This is a genomic window from Neorhodopirellula pilleata (genome assembly GCF_007859915.1).
GTDB classification, from domain to species: Bacteria; Planctomycetota; Planctomycetia; order Pirellulales; family Pirellulaceae; genus Rhodopirellula; species Rhodopirellula pilleata.
Genome location: NZ_SJPM01000001.1, coordinates 940746 through 958112, shown reverse-complemented (window position 1 = coordinate 958112; position 17367 = coordinate 940746). Strand labels below are relative to the sequence as shown.

13 protein-coding genes are annotated in these 17367 nt (G+C 55.6%); 11 read left to right on the top strand and 2 right to left on the bottom strand.

Annotated features, from left to right (window positions below; all coding sequences use genetic code 11):
• Nucleotides 1–4: 4 nt before the first annotated feature.
• Nucleotides 5–340, bottom strand: coding sequence for a sulfotransferase family protein (locus Pla100_RS03245; protein WP_231602616.1), 336 nt, complete (start codon nucleotides 338–340; stop codon nucleotides 5–7).
• Nucleotides 341–489: 149 nt separating this feature from the next.
• On the opposite strand from Pla100_RS03245, the gene Pla100_RS03240 reads away from it, so the two are divergent.
• Complete coding sequence (locus Pla100_RS03240; RefSeq protein WP_146576197.1) at nucleotides 490–1617, top strand: hypothetical protein; 1128 nt, start codon at nucleotides 490–492, stop codon at nucleotides 1615–1617.
• A 433-nt stretch (nucleotides 1618–2050) separates the two neighbouring features.
• Here Pla100_RS03240 and Pla100_RS03235 read toward each other — a convergent pair whose 3' ends face one another.
• Nucleotides 2051–2821 carry a rhomboid family intramembrane serine protease gene (locus tag Pla100_RS03235; RefSeq protein WP_146576196.1) on the bottom strand — a complete coding sequence of 257 codons (771 nt, stop codon included), beginning with the start codon at nucleotides 2819–2821 and terminating at the stop codon, nucleotides 2051–2053.
• 77 nt (nucleotides 2822–2898) lie between these two features.
• Here Pla100_RS03235 and Pla100_RS03230 point away from each other — a divergent pair, with 77 nt between their 5' ends.
• The 10 genes from Pla100_RS03230 to Pla100_RS03185 all read left to right on the top strand — a co-directional run bounded on the left by Pla100_RS03230 (nucleotide 2899) and on the right by Pla100_RS03185 (nucleotide 17367).
• Nucleotides 2899–3399, top strand: a complete 501-nt coding sequence (locus tag Pla100_RS03230) for a hypothetical protein (protein WP_146576195.1) — start codon at nucleotides 2899–2901, stop codon at nucleotides 3397–3399.
• Nucleotides 3400–3757: 358 nt separating this feature from the next.
• The gene (locus tag Pla100_RS03225; RefSeq protein ID WP_146576194.1) at nucleotides 3758–5407 is read left to right on the top strand and encodes an alginate export family protein; all 1650 of its coding nucleotides are present in this window, start codon (nucleotides 3758–3760) and stop codon (nucleotides 5405–5407) included.
• Between the two features lie 536 nt (nucleotides 5408–5943).
• Nucleotides 5944–7374: a CmpA/NrtA family ABC transporter substrate-binding protein gene (locus Pla100_RS03220; RefSeq protein WP_146576601.1), complete on the top strand. Its 1431-nt coding sequence runs from the start codon at nucleotides 5944–5946 to the stop codon at nucleotides 7372–7374.
• 57 nt (nucleotides 7375–7431) lie between these two features.
• Nucleotides 7432–8547 (top strand): ABC transporter permease, encoded by a 1116-nt coding sequence (locus Pla100_RS03215; protein ID WP_146576193.1) that lies wholly within the window; start codon nucleotides 7432–7434, stop codon nucleotides 8545–8547.
• A gap of 102 nt (nucleotides 8548–8649) precedes the next feature.
• Nucleotides 8650–9612, top strand: coding sequence for an ABC transporter ATP-binding protein (locus tag Pla100_RS03210; protein ID WP_146576192.1), 963 nt, complete (start codon nucleotides 8650–8652; stop codon nucleotides 9610–9612).
• 40 nt (nucleotides 9613–9652) lie between these two features.
• On the top strand, nucleotides 9653–10513 hold the full coding sequence (locus Pla100_RS03205; RefSeq protein ID WP_146576191.1) for an ABC transporter ATP-binding protein: 861 nt from the start codon (nucleotides 9653–9655) through the stop codon (nucleotides 10511–10513).
• A gap of 41 nt (nucleotides 10514–10554) precedes the next feature.
• Complete coding sequence (locus tag Pla100_RS03200) at nucleotides 10555–11433, top strand: GAF domain-containing protein (protein ID WP_231602615.1); 879 nt, start codon at nucleotides 10555–10557, stop codon at nucleotides 11431–11433.
• Between the two features lie 24 nt (nucleotides 11434–11457).
• Complete coding sequence (locus Pla100_RS03195; RefSeq protein ID WP_146576190.1) at nucleotides 11458–13269, top strand: DmsC/YnfH family molybdoenzyme membrane anchor subunit; 1812 nt, start codon at nucleotides 11458–11460, stop codon at nucleotides 13267–13269.
• Nucleotides 13266–15539 (top strand): molybdopterin oxidoreductase family protein, encoded by a 2274-nt coding sequence (locus Pla100_RS03190; RefSeq protein ID WP_146576189.1) that lies wholly within the window; start codon nucleotides 13266–13268, stop codon nucleotides 15537–15539. The genes Pla100_RS03195 and Pla100_RS03190 overlap by 4 nt, the downstream gene beginning before the upstream one ends.
• The gene (locus tag Pla100_RS03185) at nucleotides 15532–17367 is read left to right on the top strand and encodes a NirA family protein (RefSeq protein WP_146576188.1); all 1836 of its coding nucleotides are present in this window, start codon (nucleotides 15532–15534) and stop codon (nucleotides 17365–17367) included. Before Pla100_RS03190 ends, Pla100_RS03185 begins: the two co-directional genes overlap by 8 nt.

The following is a 17367-nucleotide window of genomic DNA, read 5'->3' as shown; positions in this document are numbered from 1 at the left end:
CTTCTCATACTTCCGCCAAGCTCCGACGGACGAGATTCCAATACTCCATGATTTTCAAATAAGCGGCGTGATACCGGACAATCGCCTGCAGATCACAAAACGGCCACGTCAAGTTTTGCTTGAAGCATGAGACGAAAACGTCCATCGGATCACGACGGACATGAATGATCTTGGCGTTGGGCAATACTCGAGCGATCAATCCCATGTGCCAAAAGTTCGTCGGCATCTTGTCCGTAAAACGAAACATCTCATTCTTCCCGATCTCATCAACGTCGATAATCGAACGACGAACGTGTTCACAGTACTCTTGTCCGATCCGTGCGGCAAATTCGTGTGTCAATTCAGAGAACCTTGGGGACATAGCACCGCAGACAGAACCTTGGGCAGAACCTTGGGGACATAGCACCGCAGAGGCTATTGACTTGGCGCCCTGCAGAGGTAATCATGACGGGGTCGAGTTTGCTGAGTTGGTAGCCACTGAGGTGCGTGATGGCACGGATGAGTCGAGCGGAAGTCTTTGATCCGGGCGAAGTCGCGGTCGGACACGTGTTTAGCCGTACCGTCAGACGGTGCTTTCTCATGGGCGATGATCCTGTCTCTGGGAAGAACTTCGACCATCGCAAACGCTGGATCGAGGAATACTTGCAGCAATTCGCTGCTACTTTCGGAATCGATCTGCTTTGCTATAGTTTGCTTTCAAATCATTTCCATTTGATTCTTAGGTCTCGACCGGACGTTGTTGCGACGTGGAGCGATGAAGAAGTCGCTCGTAGGTGGATGTTGCTGTGCCCCAACCATCGCAAGGCGGACGGGTCGCCGATGGAACCGACCCAACCGGAGATCAACTCCATCGCCGGTTGTCCGGTTAAGCGTGAAGAGATTCGCCGTCGTTTGAGTGATCTGAGTTGGTGGATGCGGTTGCTGTGCCAGCGTGTGGCAATGCGAGCCAACCGTGAGGACGAAGAACACGGTCGCTTTTTCCAAGATCGATACAAGGCGACGCGGCTCACCGATGAGGCATCTGTGTTGGCGTGTGCGGCTTATGTGGATCTCAATCCGATTCGGGCGGCGATGTGCGAGCGGATCGAAGACAGCGATTTCACCTCGGCTCAGCGGCGAATCCAAGCCGAGCATGAAGAAGTTCACGAAACACCACCCGACGAAGCGACAAGTCACGAAACGCCACCCGAGGAAGCCATGAGCGAGCGATCCGAACCGATCGCGAAATTGCGGCATCGTCGCGATTCGTTTCTGTCGCCTGTTTCGATCGACGAGCTGCTTGATCCGATCGGCCCGTGTTGCAGTGACACGCCGGAGCGTTGCAGTGACAAGGGATTCTTAGCGATGTCGCAGGCGGACTACTTGGAACTATTGGACTGGACGGCCCGTCAGGCGGCCCCAGGCAAACGTGGCAAGACACCCGCAAGTGTCCCGCCGCTTCTCCAGCGACTCGGTTTGGATCAAGCCTCTTGGTGTGAGTTGGTCAGCGACTTCGGCAAGCTGTTCTGCACCGTTGCCGGTAGTCCCGACAGTGTCGACTCCATGCGGAGTCACGGCACTCATCGACGTTATCATTTGCGTCGCCGGGCACGCGAGCTATTCGCGGTCACGGACTAACGTCCGGGATCAGCTTCTTATTTGCTTCAGCTCATCGGCCCAACAGGCCGATCGTGGATGAGGCATGCACTTTTCTCATCGCAAACGCCGCCAGATCTAGCAAAACTAAAGCCTTCGAGGCTTCGGTGCAGGCGACTCTTGTTGAATCAGGGATGTAGCTCCGTCAAGCTACATGCGGATGAGCTGGCAAAGTGTCATGTCCCCAAGCTTCTTGCACAAACGCCGCAAGAGCTGGCAAAACCAAAGCCGTCGAGGCTTCGGTGCAGGCGACTTTTGCTGAATCAAGGATGTAGCTCCGTTTAGCTACATGCGGATGAGCTGGCAAAGTGTCATGTCCCCAAGCTTGTCTTGGAAGATCCGAGACACGACGAACTGAAGGAAGCATCGAATTGGTATCGTGACCATGCGGTTCAGCTGTACCGTCAAGGAAGTACTAGAAACGACGAGCGGTCACCGGGCCATGCCCCATCGGCAATCGTCCGATGATCACGGCCGCAATGATGCCGGCGGCGAAGCCACCGGCGTGTGCCCACCAAGCCACACCGCCACCAACGCCCACACCGAGCGAACCGATTCCACTGAATACTTGTATCACGAACCACAGTCCCAAGAACACGGGAGCCGGAACGACGAACGTGGTGAAGATGACGAACAACGGCAAAACCGCCAACACCCGAGCGTGAGGATACAAGAACGCGTAGGCTCCCATCACTCCGGCGATCGCGCCGCTGGCCCCGAGCGTCGGTACCGGGCTGTCGGTTTGGCTAATGTAATGCGCTAAACCCGCCATCACCCCCGTCCCTAAATACAGCAAGACATAACCGAAGTGGCCGAGGCGGTCTTCGACGTTGTCGCCGAAGATATACAAAAACCACATGTTCCCCAAGAAGTGCATCCATCCGCCGTGCAAAAACATGCACGTTACCAAGGTCATCCATGGCGGAACGGCGGACGGTCCGAGTTCTTGTCGGACATTGACGACCTCGATGCCTTGAGCCGTGCGAACGGCGGCTTGGGTTTCGATTACCGGGACGATATCGGGGTCACTCAGTCGCACCGGTACCATCGCGTAAGAGGCAATGATGCCCTCGCTTTGATCCGTAGATGTTTGCTGAGCCAGGAAAGCGAGCGAACAAATCGCGATCACCGCGTAATTGACAAAAGGTGTCGTGAGGCTGGGAATATCATCGCGAAGTGGAATCATGAAAGTCGAGCCGTTTTAAGAAGTTCAAAAACCGAGTAAAAAGAAAGCACAACACCTTAGCCCGAGACGCCCCGATCATGACATCACCACCTCGAGACTACATCCATGCGCTCAGGGACGACCAGGATAGCACGACTATCTTATCGACTCTGCAAGAGATCGCGTCGCATGAAAGCGTCTCGGGAGTTGGGGTTCGGTGTTTGGAGTTGCTCGACGACGAGGACGAAGAAATTCGAAGTTGGTCAGCGGAATGTCTGAGCGGTTCGGTGCATCCGCTCGACCAAGAGACGCTTGGACTGATCGAGTTCGTCCGCCGAGTGATCAAGCGGAGTCGAACAAACCCGTCCCACGAAATTCATACACGTTTGGCCGATCAATTGTACTGGGCCGTCACGCTGATCGGTCGGCTGAGCGTCGATGGGCAGACCGATCCGGCTTCTCTCCGTCTTGTTTTCGATGAGGTGATCGAGTCGGTCGAGCCGATCGCGGCGGATGATCAGGAGACGTATGGCGAAGCGATCAGGCGAGCGGAGCGATTGCGTCAACGATTGGTTGAGCGATCATTCGGCCCGCTATGAGGCTGTTTTGGTGGTTCCAGTGCCGCTGTCGCTGATGGCGGTGTTGAATCTGCCCGCCGCCTTAATTTGTGCCGATTGTTTCGGTCGTTTCCAATGCAACGATCAGTCAGTGTTCGTTTGTTGGATAAGACGTCTTTGGCTACTTGCCCTTTAAAAGTGTGCGATTTCGCCCGATACGAAAGCTGAAAGGTTTGTCATTTCCAATGTTTCGATCCGATTCGATTCAAAGAAGCAAACCTTCGGGTCTCGGATGATGCGGACACTCCGCTCGGCCCCCTCAAAAATAGGGGAGTGACTCATCGGCGCGGCGAGATCGGTCCATTTCAATTGCACCCAATCCAGGGAAGGAAATCCACCCATGTCGCGTAAAATATTTCGGCGGCGACGGGCGTTCGCGTCCGCGTTGTCCATCGTGCTTGCCGGGTTCAGTGTCGGCGATATCGCCGCTCAGACGATCGATCAAAGCGGCCTTGAAAACGTCATCGTTCAAACGGCGATGCAAGAGCCAGTTGTGAACGACGAATCCATCACGGCTGATGCCTATCTCCAAGTCGAACCGGTTGAAGAAAGTGTTTCCACGCCGCTAGCTGAACCGGTGCCATCCTATCCTTCGTATGCTTCAGCAGTGCCTTGCAACTGCGCTGCGAACAAAGATAAAGAGGCCGCCGCGATGGCTGCCTTCAAGAAAGCCTACGGCGGTGTCTTCTACGGCAACAACTTCAGCTACCTCAATGATCCTCACTTCAAGGGTCCGACGTTTTTCTCGGATAACTTCAAGAACCTCGATACGCCATTTGGAACAATGAGTTTCGGCGGAGAGAGTCGATATCGCTACCACAACGAACGCAACCATCGTGGAGTCGGAGTCACCGGCAATGACGACAATTTTTGGTTAACCCGTCAGCGATTGTACGCCGACTGGAAATTGTGTGATGCCGTCCGCTTGTACGGGGAAGTCTTGGACGCCGATTCTTATGGTGAAAACTTCAATCCTCGTCCGATCGAAGTCAACGAACTGGACATCCAAAACTTGTTCGCCGATGTCAAACTGTTCGACAACGACTTCGGCAAGTTTACGCTGCGTGTCGGCCGCCAGGAACTTCTTTACGGTGCCCAGCGAACGGTCTCGCCACTAGATTGGGCCAATACTCGCCGCACCTTTGAAGGGGTTCGTGGCTTGTACCAGAATGGTGACACGTCACTGGATATGTTCTGGACCGAGTTCGTTGCCGTTGACCCGGACGATGCGGACGAAGCTGATTCAGCTCAAGACTTCTACGGCATCTATGCGACTCAGAAGAATACTGGCTTGGGCGACCTGGAGACCTACTACCTCGGGTACGACGATACCCGTGCCGGGTTTAGCCTGCACACGATCGGTAGCCGGGTCAGCGGTGCCACCAAGAACAAGATACTTTATGACTTCGAAGGTGCCTATCAGTTCGGCGAAGATGTGACGGCGGAAGACCACTCGGCCGGTTTCTTTACCGCCGGTTTGGGTCGCAAAGTCGAAACCAATTTCCTGAGCCCGACCGTATGGTTCTACTACGACTATGCGTCGGGCGAAGAAGACTTTGCCGATGCAGCTCGCGGCGACGGCGGCTACGATCACCTGTTCCCGCTGGCTCACAAGTACAACGGCTTCATGGACTTGTTCGGACGCAAGAACCTCCACGACTTCAACATCTTCTCGTTAACTCCGCTTAACGAGAAGGTTTCGATGATCGTGTGGTACCACTACTTCCGCTTGGTCGAAGACACCACGCCTTACAGCGTGGTCATGACTCCCTACGAGAACCCCAATGCAGGTGGAACGCAAGCACTTTCGAAAGACCTCGGCCACGAAATCGACATTCTGTTTAATATCAACCTGAATGCTCGTAACAACATTCTGCTCGGTTACTCGCACTTCGCAGCGGGAGACTATTACGACCCCGCGACGATCGGGCCGGCCGACGAGGACAACGATGCTGACTTCTTCTACGCACAGTTCCAAACTCAGTACTAGGGAACGAGAGGATCTTTAACAAGATCCACTTCTTGAGAACCGAGCCCCGGTTAATCACTGGGCCAATTAACGACGGCCGGCCGAATCACTTCGGCCGGCCGTTTTTTTTGCGCAGCCAACAGGCAAGGGGTCCATCTGTTGTGCCACTTCTTTGTGCAGAACTCGGCTGCTCCCGATGTGAGGACGGTCTGAACACGTATGTGAAAACAGGTGAAAACCAATCTCGTTAAGGAGGCTTCTTCATCTGGGACAGCGATTAGCGGCGTCGAAACCAACATTAGGCGGTTTGGTCGGACGAGTTTCACAGACATGGTCCACGTGTTGCTTTCGTGTTGGTTCGTCTGAGGTGTCGCTCGAAAAATGGGCGAGCACCTCGAGGCTTACTTCCAACCGAAAGCACAGCAGGAAACCGCGTGTCCAGATTTCACCTTCATGATTTTGCCCTCGGCTCCATGACGTTATGCAGGCCCGATTCGGATCCGTTGCCGCGTCGTAGATCGATCGGGATCATGCGAGCCGTTTTTGCCCCGTCGGTGATGGGTTTGATGCTGTTGGCTGGGTGTTCCTCGGACAACATCACTTTGGATGACCTCGCCGATGCGGCGGCTAAGGTAGACGTCTCTTCGATGAAGATCGACGAAACTGCGGAGGCTCCCGCCGAGATGCTGAGTCTTGAGAAGACCAAGCTGAAGTTCGGATTCATTAAGTTGACCGACTGCGCACCGATCGTCATCGCAAAGGAAAAGGGTTACTTCGACGATGAAGGTCTGAGCGTCGAAGTTGAAGCTCAGTCCAACTGGAAGGTGCTTTTAGATCGCGTGATCGACGGGCAACTTGACGGTGCTCACATGCTCGCCGGTCAACCGATCGGTGCCACCATTGGGTTCGGCACCAAATCACCGATCATCACCGCTTACAGTCTCGATTACAACGGCAACGGCATCACCGTCAGCAACGAAGTCTGGGCGCAAATGCAAGAAAACGATCCGGCATTGAAGTCGGAAACGCCCAAGCATCCGATCACGGCAGATAGTCTCAAGCCGATCGTCGCGGAATACAAACAAAAACAAAATGAACCGTTCCCGATGGGGATGGTCTTTCCGGTCAGCACGCACAATTACGAGATTCGTTACTGGCTCGCCGCGGCAGGGATTCACCCCGGCCTGTATACCGAGACAGACGTCACGGGCGTTAAGGACGCCGACGTGCAGTTGAGCGTCACGCCGCCACCTCAAATGCCACAAACGCTTGAAGCGGGCATCATCAAGGGTTACTGCGTCGGCGAACCGTGGAATCAAAAGGCCGTTATGGCCGGCATCGGTGTTCCCGTCACGACAAACTACGACATCTGGAAAAACAATCCTGAAAAGGTCTTCGGTGTTTCCAAGACTTGGGCGGAAACCAATCCGAACACACATTTGGCGGTCGTCAAAGCATTAATCCGTGCCGGTAAATGGCTCGACGCCACCGATGAATCGGGCAAGCTCGTCAACCGCCAAGAGGCCGCGAAGATCCTCAGCCGTAAAGACTATGTCGGCGCGGAAGAGGATGTGATCGACAACTCAATGACCGGCACATTCGTGTTTCAGAAAACCGACGTTCGCGAGATGCCGGATTTCAATGTCTTCTTCAAATACAACGCGAGTTACCCGCACTACAGCGACTGCATTTGGTTCCTAACGCAAATGCGTCGTTGGGGGCAAATCACCGAATCTAAGCCAGCGAGTTGGTATGCGGAAACGGCCAAAGAGATTTACAAGCCCGAGATTTATCGCCAAGCGGCCGAGATGTTGATCAGCGAAGGCAAGCTTGATCCCAATGAGATTCCGGCACCCGACTATGACGGCTATCGCGAAGTGACTTCGGAGTTCATCGACGGCAATCCGTACGACGCCAAGGATCCGATCGGATACATCAATTCGTTCGAGATCGGTTACAAGGACGATGGAGCCCTCGCGGCTCAGTAGCGAACGGGCTCGCGAGCCCATTACCTTTCAATCCCCACACTCTTTGAAACCTGAAAAATGAACTGGCGAGGAAACCTATTACGTTTCTGCGAAATCGCAGGTCTGCCAATTCTGGAGCCGTTCGTAAGACTGGCTGCCGGTGAAGACAAGAAGGAGCAGTTCGTTGGGATCGCGAAGTTCATCCTGCTTCCGATCGTGGCGGTAACGATTTTCGTGGGACTTTGGAGTGCGGCGGCGAGGACGGTCGTTACCGACAGTGCGAAACTGCCCAGCCCGATAGCGACTTACGAGGCCGGACGTGAATTGATCGCGATGCATTTCGCGCAAAAAGAAGCCGACCGCGCCGCCAAACGCGAGAAGCTGGGTGAGGCGGTTCAGTTTTATGCACAAGCAACCGCCTACGATCAAGCAGCTCAGCGAGCCGAGGGAGCCAAAAGCGAGGCGCTCGCGTCCAAGGCAATGTCACTGAAGAAACGAGCCGTCGCGGCAGCCAATTTCGAGGCATCCAGTGCGCCGACTTTCATCGATCAAATTTGGACCAGCATCAAGACCGTGTTCTTCGGTTTCATGTTGGCCACCCTCGTCGCGGTTCCCTTGGGCGTGCTCTGTGGAATGAGTTCCTGGTTCAACGCGGCGTTGACGCCGTTCATCCAGATCTTCAAACCGGTCAGTCCGCTGGCTTGGCTACCGTTGGCGTTCATCGTCATCATGTGGTACTGCGCCGGCTACTCGTCCGGTGAGACGATGTTCGACAAAGCTTTCCTGATCTCGGCTGCGACGGTTTGTTTGTGTTCATTGTGGCCGACGCTCGTGAACACGACGCTGGGTGTTGCGAGTGTGGACAAGGATTTCATTAACGTCGCCGACGTCTTGAGACTGTCGTGGACACAGCGACTGTTCAAGATCATTTTGCCGGCCAGTTTGCCCCTGATGTTCGCGGGAATGCGGATCAGTCTTGGGGTTGGTTGGATGGTGTTGATCGCCGCCGACATGCTCGCACAAAACCCCGGCCTGGGGAAATTCGTTTGGGACGAGTTTCAAAACGGCAGTGAGATGACTTACGCCCGAATCGCGTTCAGTGTGATTGTGATCGGCTTGATCGGCTTGTTGCTCGATCGCGTGATGATCTTCTTAAGGAATCTTGTCAGCTTCGGTAATCCGGCTCCGGCCTAATCATCGAAACTCTTTCGCTCCGCGGTCGGAATGTGTGTGGGGACGCTCACCGGCCGCGGAGCGATCTTTTATCCGTGAACGCTATAGCTCGAATTGAATCTCATGAGTGTGTTGCTTCGCCCCGAAACGATCAAGATCACACGATCGGATTCGCCCGATCCGGTCCTCCACGCGCCCGCGCCGATCATCGAGATGAAAGGCGTCTACAAAGGCTACGGCAGTGGCGTGACGCGAACGGAAGTTCTCAGCAATATCAACCTAAAGATTCGCGAAGGTGAGTTCCTCGCCGTGGTCGGATTCAGCGGTAGCGGAAAAACGACTTTCACTCAGTTGCTTGCCGGATTGATCAAGCCCGACCAGGGCACCATCACCATGGACGGCAAACGGGTCACGGGGCCGTCGCCCGAACGTGGCATGGTGTTTCAGAACTATTCGTTGCTTCCTTGGTTAACCGTTCGTGGCAATATCGCGTTGTCAGTCAATGCGGTTTTCAAGAATTGGTCCAAACAAGCGCGTCGTGACCACGTTGATCGCTTCATCGAAATGGTCGGTTTGAGTCACGCGGCCCATCGTCGGCCGCACGAACTTTCCGGCGGGATGCGACAACGAACTTCGCTCGCTCGTACGTTGGCCCTCAAGCCCAAAGTCCTGTTGCTCGACGAACCGCTTTCTGCCCTCGACGCATTGACCCGTTCGCAGCTCGGTGACGAGATCCTGAAAATTTGGGGTGAGGAGCGACAAACCTGCTTGATGATCACCAACGATGTCGACGAAGCGATCATGGTCGCCGACCGGATCGTACCGCTTAATCCTGGGCCGAACGCCTCGCTCGGTCCGGTCTTCACCGTGGGTTTGGATCGGCCGCGAAACAAGACGGAACTGAACGATAACGAACACTTCAAAGGTCTTCGCAATGCGGTGACGAACTACCTCGTTGCCGTGCGTCAACGAGCCCGCAAGGAAGAACAAGCGTCGACGCAGCACTTGAAGTTTCGATTGCCCGAGATCGAGCCACAGGATCTTAGTCGTCCCTTCCGTGCGATTCACAACACGCCTCCGCGTTGAGTCCAATCCACGGTAAGTCCCCGATAATGAGTTCAATGCCATGCGTGGCTATGTAGAAATGTTTCGTCTCGGCAAGACCTACGACACCCATAGAGGGCCCGTCGTGATTGTCGAAGAGTTCGATCTAAATCTCGCCAAAGGCGAGTACGTGGCGCTGCTGGGGCATTCCGGTTGCGGCAAAAGTACTGTCTTGACGATGGTTGCCGGATTGAACCCGATCACGACCGGTGGGGTTGTGATCGATGGTCGCGAAATCGACGGTCCCGGTCCGGATCGCGGGGTGGTGTTTCAATCGCCCTGCCTGATGCCGTGGATGACGGCGCTCGACAATGTGATGTTGGGTGTTAACCAAGTCTACAGTCGCTCGAGCAAACGAGACCGGATCGACTTGGCGAGTTATTACCTCAATCTCGTCGGGCTGGGCGGGAGCCTGAATAAGCGGGCCAAGGATCTTAGCCAAGGAATGCAGCAACGTGTGGGTATCGCGCGTGCGTTCGCTTTGCGACCGAAGATGCTGCTGCTCGATGAGCCGTTCGGCATGCTTGATTCGCTGACACGGATGGAACTGCAGGAGATCCTGCTTGAGATTTTGATGCGTGACAAGGTCACGACCGTGATGGTCACCCACGACGTCGATGAAGCGCTGTTCATGAGCGACCGGGTCGTGATGATGACCAACGGACCGCGGGCTCGTGTCGGTGCGATTTTCAGTTTGCCGTTCGAACGACCGCGGCAACGTGCTGACGTGCTCGATCATCCGGAGTACTACGAGTACCGCGGCAAGATGATTCAGTTCCTCGAAGAACAGGATCATAAGAAGCTACAGGCGGAGGCCAACGCTCGGCAGCGAGTCAAACAAAGTACCCCGGCTGAAACCGAACCTACTGCGGCATCCGTCTGATGATTTTACCTCTTCACCGTATTGATTCCTGGTCCAGTTCCTTGACGACTTCCTCCATCCCTACGAATTGTTACCTCAGTGACGTTGCCGTCTTTGACGTCGAAGCGGATGGTCATTTCGCGCACAATCGTTTCGGTGAGGTATTGCCTGTCGTCCACCGAGCTCTCGCCAGCGGCACGGCCGAAGTCACCACGTCGCAATTGCCGTTGGATGCCGCCTCGGCAATCGCCATTCCCGTTTATCGTGACAATCGTATCGTCTCGATCGTCGTGTTGTTGTCACGCAAGAGCGACGAAACGATTCAAGATCCGATCGGAGTGTTCGAGGTTTGGGAGCCGATCGGTCCCTACGAAGAAGTGGCCCTGAAAGACGGTTACTACGGCGCGATGGAACGGTTCCATAACGTCAGTTCGTTCGTGCGTTTCGAAAAGGGCAACGGTTTACCGGGCCAAGTTTGGGACCGACGTTGCGCCGTGATTCACGACGACCTCGCCAATCACACCGGATTCTTACGGGCCGCCGGAGCATCGGCGGACTTGCTGCGAACGGCGATCGGAATCCCGATCGCCGGTGATCGGTTTCATGCGGCGGCGGTTTTGATCAGTTCGGTCAGCACGCCGATCGCGCGCGGCATGGAAGTTTGGTCGGTGCTTCCCGATTCGAACGACTTTGAATTGACCTCGTCGGCCTACTATCAACTCGGTGACGATTACGCCTTGCCGATCGGAACGGTCTGCCACTGCGATGCGGCACCCTTCGTTCGCATGCGCACCGAAAAACGCGCCATGGTCACCGACGATCCGAACGAGCTACTCGCCGGGCGTGATCCGCGTCTGGCGTTGCCCGGCCCCACCTCTGGACTCGTTATTCCATTTTTCGACGGGGTGACGTTGACCAGCCTCGCGGTGTTGTTGTTTTAGAGAACCTTTACGGTCTGTCGTCCCTTGTCCAGCGTCCTTCCCATCGAACGAACTTCAACGCAGCGTGTAAGCCCACGTTTGCCGCTGGATGATTCCGATGACCGAGGCTTTGATTTGGTGGGAATGTTGTTGCAAGAGCAGCATTCACTGACGGCCGTCGAAGCGTTCTCACGTGTTCACGATGCGAATCAGTCATTCGGCGAGCGGTCAATCCATGAAGCCAGCCAAGAACCCGATCAAGCGGTTTATTATCGGCGATTGATGCCTGCGACGCCGCCGCGCGAAGGCGAGCAATACGCGTTCGAAGTCGACCTCGATGCGTGCAGCGGTTGCAAAGCCTGCGTTGTGGCTTGTCACACACTTAATGGACTCGAAGAAACCGAATCGTGGCGGAAAGTCGGAACGCTGACGATCGGCGAAGACGTCACAGACGGCTTGCCGATCGCGATCGCACCGGGCGTTCAGCATGTCACCACGGCCTGCCATCACTGCGAAGATCCAGGTTGTTTGAACGGATGCCCGGTCAAGGCGTACGACAAAGATCCCGTCACCGGCATCGTTCGGCATCTCGATGACCAGTGCATCGGTTGCAAGTACTGCACGATGATGTGTCCCTATGAAGTTCCCAAGTACAGCAAGCGATTGGGAATCGTTCGTAAATGCGATATGTGCCATCAACGGCTCAGTGTTGGCGAAGCCCCGGCATGTGTTCAATCGTGTCCCAATGAAGCGATCTCGATCCGCACGGTCGTGACGGGCCAATCGTTTGCAATCAGCGATCGCTTGGTGGCCGGCGCGCCGGTTTCGTCGATCACTCGACCAACCACTCGGTATCAGACCAAACGCGGCTCGGCGATTGCGGAGGCGATCCCTCAGGATGCGTCGATCGATCCGGTGGCGGAAAGTCATTGGCCGTTGGCCGCGATGCTCGTTGCGACGCAGATCTCAGTCAGCATGATTTTGTTGGAACGTGTTGCGTCGTCCGTTTTGTGGATCGCCGGTGAGTCGTTGCCCCTCGATGCGGTCCGCATCACCGCCGCCGCATCGCTGATCATTGCCTTGGTCGGATTGAACATCGCTCCCTTGCACCTTGGCCAGCCACTACGAGCTTGGCGGGTGTTTTTGGGACTAAGGACTTCTTGGCTCAGCCGTGAAGCAGTCATCTTGGGGAAATATGTCGGGGCGTTGAGCGTCGCGGTCGTGTTGATGTGGTTGCCGGTGATCGCCTCGTATACACCCGACGCGGTCCTCGATCGAATTCCAACTTGGATCACCGTTCCGGGCTGGGCCGCTAAAGCCTCGCTCGGCGTCGCCGTCCTGCTCGGTGTTGCCGGACTCTACAGCAGTGCCATGATTTATATTGCGACGAAGCGAAAACTTTGGCGGGCGACGCGAACGTTGCCGCGATTTTTTGGCACCGGCGTCGTTGTCGGTGCGGTGTTGGTGGCGGCAACGATCCGATTTGGCGGTGGACCGACTAGCGTCATCATGTTGATGATCTTATCGGCAGCCCTAGCCGGGGCGACCAAGTTGATGTGGGAAATGAGTTTTCACCTTCGCAGCGAGGGCCACGGCTTAAGCAACCCATTGGACGTCCGCAGTCATCGACTTGCCACCACGCACTTGAACCATCTGCGAAAGATGCGACTGGCAAGCGGCTGGGCGGGGATCGTGTTGTGCCTCGTGGCGATGGGAGGCATCACGATTCAAAGCGAACTGATCAGTTGGACTTCCTTGATCCTCGCTATCGTCGCGATGACGGCGGCCGAGTCGCTCGAACGTCTGCTGTACTTCATGAGCGTGGTGTACGATCGCATGCCGGGGACACTTCGATGAGCATTGGCCAATCAACCGGGACAAAACCCGTATCGATCCTTCCATTGCCACCAATCTTGCAACGTCGTGATGGCACGATGACGCGGGAGCTCTTGTTGAAGCCGGGCCAACACGGTCTCGGCATGACGCATGATTCACTCGCTGCGGACACCACCACCACGGCAACGTGTGGATACTGTTCGACCGGTTGTGGTTTGCGATTGCATATCAAGGACGGCGAAGCGATCGGGTTGACGCCGGAAACAAACTATCCGGTGAACTTGGGAATGGCGTGTCCGAAAGGATGGGAAGCCCTTCGTGTCTTAGATTCCGACGAACGGGCCACCACACCTTTGTTGCGAGATTCGGGTGGAAAACTACAGCCGATCTCATGGGAACTCGCCTTCGAAACATTCGTCCAAAAAGTGCGAGACGTGCAAGCCAAGCACGGCCCGGATTCGGTCGCTTTCCTTTCAACCGGACAGATCCCATGTGAAGAGATGGCGTTCTTGGGCGCTCTCGCCCGCTTTGCCATGGGCATTCGTCACGGGGACGGCAACACTCGCCAGTGCATGGCGACGGCGGTGTCTGCCTACAAAGAATCATTCGGTTTCGACGCCCCGCCGTTTACCTACGATGACTTTGAACAGAGCGATTGCCTCGTGTTCATCGGTGCGAATCCTTGCATCGGTCATCCGATCATGTGGGAACGTGTTCTGCGGAACCGAAATAACCCTGAGATTATCGTCATTGATCCGCGTCGTACCGAAACGGCGATGGCATCGACTCAGCATCTGCAGCTTCGTCCCAAAAGTGACCTCGCCCTACTTTATGCGATCACAAATTGGTTGATCGAAAATGATCACGTCGACCACGAGTTTGTTCACAGCCACACGAGGGGATTTGACGAACTGCGAGAACATGTTGCCAAGTTCGATCTGGGCACCGTGTCAAAGTCGTGCGGAGTCAGTGAAGAGTCGATTGTTCGGGCCGCACGATCGATCGGGACGGGCAAGGCGGTTTCGTTATGGTGGACGATGGGCGTCAACCAAAGCTACGAAGGAACTCGGACCGCACAAGCGATCATCAATATCGCTTTGATCACCGGCAACATTGGAAAACCCGGCACGGGTGCCAACAGCATCACGGGCCAGTGCAACGCGATGGGATCGAGGTTGTGGAGCAGCACGACCAACCTATTCGGACATCACCGTTTTGAAAGCGAAGCCGACCGGATCAAAGTCGCCGAAGCCCTCAACATGGACGTCGATTGCATCCCGTCCCAGGGCAGTTGGAAGTACGATCGAATCATCGAGGGCGTGCGTCGAGGCGAGATCAAAGCCTTGTGGGTAATCGCGACCAACCCGGCCCATAGCTGGATCGATCAATCGGATGTTTGCAGCTTGTTGGGGAAACTCGACTTTCTCGCTGTCCAGGATATGTATCACACGACCGAGACGGCACGACTGGCCGATCTCGTGCTCCCTTCGGCTGGGTGGGGTGAAAAAGAAGGCACTTTCATCAATAGCGAGCGACGCTATGGTTTGCTCAAAAAAGTTCGTCGTGCGCCCGGTCAAGCTCTCGCTGATTTCCAGATCCTCAAAGGCATCGCACACTACTGGGGCGCCGCCGAACAGTTCGCAGAGTGGACGGATCCCGAGGCGGTCTTTCGCATCATGCAACGAGCTAGCCGAGACCAACCTTGTGACATCACTGGCATTGATGGTTACGCGGAGATCGATCAATGCGGTGGCATCCAATGGCCCTGGACCGAACACGATGCACAAGCAACGTCCCGGCCACCCCAGCAACGTCGTCTTTTCGCGGACGGGCGGTTCTTTCATGACGACGGGAAGGCTCGCTTGATCGTTGATGACATTACGCCGATGCCCGAGCCGACTTCCTCCGAGTATCCGGTCATGTTGCTCACCGGTCGCGGGACGGTCAGCCAGTGGCACACGCAAACACGAACGCGACAAAGCCCCGTGTTGAAAATGTTGTACCCACAAGAAGCCTACATCGAGATCAACCCGGTCGATGCCGACCAGTGGGAAATCGATCACGGAGACCTCGTCATCATCGAATCTCGACGAGGACGAATTCAAGCAAACGCGAACGTGACGGCGACCGTCCGACGCGGTCAAGCGTTCATGCCGATGCACTACGAGATTACCAACCAAATCACGCTGTCGCACTTCGATCCCCACAGTGGCCAGCCAAGTTACAAGGACTGCGCCGTACGGATCACACGATCCGCGAAACGATCTCAACCCATACGATCTCATGTCTGACCAACAAGCTTTCACCGAAGAACAGAAGCAATACCTCAGCGGATTCACGTTCGGTGCCGACGTGGCTCGCGCGGTCGCGGGATTGCCGGTCTTGGCCAATAGCGCACGGAACGACGCGAGCGGAACCCAAATTCAACTCGGCAAGGGCTTGACCACCGTCGATGGGAATGCCCTGCCTGTGGGACCCGAACGAATCGCTTTGCTGGCTCAAGCCGACACGATTGCTCAGGGCAAGAAACTTTGCAAAGAAGAAATCGCCAAACAGGACAAGAACCCACTGGACATGTGGGACGAAATCATCGCACGTTCGCGAGCGAGCGAATTTCCCAAGGGCACCGATGTGTTCTTGACGAAATTTCATGGACTCTTTCACGTCGCGCCGGCGCAAGATTCGTTCATGATGCGACTGCGAATCCCCGGAGGCATCTCACAGGCGTGGCAACTTAACGGTTTGGCCGATTTGGCCGATCAAAGCGCCGGCGGATACATTGACGTGACCACGCGAGCCAACCTGCAGTTCCGCGAGATCCCCGCCGATCAAGCCGCCAACATGCTCTACGGTATCCGCGAACTCGATTTGATCTCGCTCGGTTCAGGCGGCGACAACATTCGCAATTGCACGGCAAGTTGTTTGTCCGGCATCGATCCAGACGAGTTAATCGAAACGATCCCGCTAGCCAAGCGGATGCACCATTACATTCTCAACCATCGCGAGATGTACGGCTTGCCTCGCAAGTTCAACATCGCTTTCGACGGTGGGGGACGGATCGCATCGTTAGAAGACACCAACGATATCGGATTCAAGGCCGTTCGCATTGAATCTACCAATGCGGATGAAAGTTTACCTGAAGGTGTCTACTTCCAATTAACGCTCGGCGGGATCACCGGGCACCAAGACTTCGCCCGAGATACCGGCGTGCTGTTGCGTTCCGACGAATGCGTCGAAGTCGCCGGGGCGATCGTGCGTGTGTTCGTCAAGAACGGCGATCGCACGGACCGCAAAAAAGCCCGATTAAAGTACGTACTCGACGCATGGGGATTTGAAAAGTTCATCGACGCGGTGGAAGTGGAACACGGCCAAACGCTGCGACGCGTCGACGCAGAACGCGTCACGATCGTCGACAACGAAGATCGATTCGCTCACGTCGGGTTCCATCGTCAAAAACAGTCCGACCGTTGGTACGTCGGCGTTGTCTTACCGGTCGGTCGCATGACGAGCGATCAGGCTCGCTCGCTTGCTCGGATCGCCGACGAGTTCGGCAGCGGCGAGATTCGATGGACCGTGTGGCAGAATCTGATTCTTCCTGGAATCCGAGAGGCCGACATTCCTGATGTACAACAAGCGATCCTAGCGTGCGGACTCGAATACGAGGCCAGCTCGTTTCGAGCAGGTTTGGTTGCCTGCACCGGCAGCGCCGGATGCAAATTCGCCGGAGCCGATACGAAGGCCAACGCGATCGCCTTGGCCGCCGATTTGGAATCCCAACTCGAGATTGACGTTCCGATCAACATTCACTTAACCGGTTGTCACCACAGTTGCGCTCAACATTACATCGGTGACATCGGACTGATCGCCTGCCAAGTCGAACAGGGCGATGACATGGTCGACGGCTACCACGTCGTCGTTGGTGGTGGATGGGGCGAACGTCAAGGAATCGCCCGACCGTTGCTGCAATCCGTGCCGTTTGAACAACTCTCGCCGCTGATTGTCGGCCTTGTCGGCGGATATCTCGAACATCGCCACGATGGCGAAGCGTTCGTCGAATTCGCGCGACGACAGAGCGACGAACAACTCCGTGAATTGACCCTTTCTAAACAATTGCAATAG

What these genes read in the sequence shown, in the direction of transcription:
- Pla100_RS03210 (WP_146576192.1), top strand. Translation starts at nt 8,650, where the DNA reads ATGAGTGTGTTGCTTCGCCCCGAAACGATCAAGATCACACGATCGGAT.
- Pla100_RS03240 (WP_146576197.1), top strand. Translation starts at nt 490, where the DNA reads ATGGCACGGATGAGTCGAGCGGAAGTCTTTGATCCGGGCGAAGTCGCG.
- Pla100_RS03220 (WP_146576601.1), top strand. Translation starts at nt 5,944, where the DNA reads ATGGGTTTGATGCTGTTGGCTGGGTGTTCCTCGGACAACATCACTTTG.
- Pla100_RS03225 (WP_146576194.1), top strand. Translation starts at nt 3,758, where the DNA reads ATGTCGCGTAAAATATTTCGGCGGCGACGGGCGTTCGCGTCCGCGTTG.
- Pla100_RS03205 (WP_146576191.1), top strand. Translation starts at nt 9,653, where the DNA reads ATGCGTGGCTATGTAGAAATGTTTCGTCTCGGCAAGACCTACGACACC.
- Pla100_RS03215 (WP_146576193.1), top strand. Translation starts at nt 7,432, where the DNA reads ATGAACTGGCGAGGAAACCTATTACGTTTCTGCGAAATCGCAGGTCTG.
- Pla100_RS03230 (WP_146576195.1), top strand. Translation starts at nt 2,899, where the DNA reads ATGACATCACCACCTCGAGACTACATCCATGCGCTCAGGGACGACCAG.
- Pla100_RS03235 (WP_146576196.1), bottom strand. Translation starts at nt 2,821, where the DNA reads ATGATTCCACTTCGCGATGATATTCCCAGCCTCACGACACCTTTTGTC.
- Pla100_RS03190 (WP_146576189.1), top strand. Translation starts at nt 13,266, where the DNA reads ATGAGCATTGGCCAATCAACCGGGACAAAACCCGTATCGATCCTTCCA.
- Pla100_RS03185 (WP_146576188.1), top strand. Translation starts at nt 15,532, where the DNA reads ATGTCTGACCAACAAGCTTTCACCGAAGAACAGAAGCAATACCTCAGC.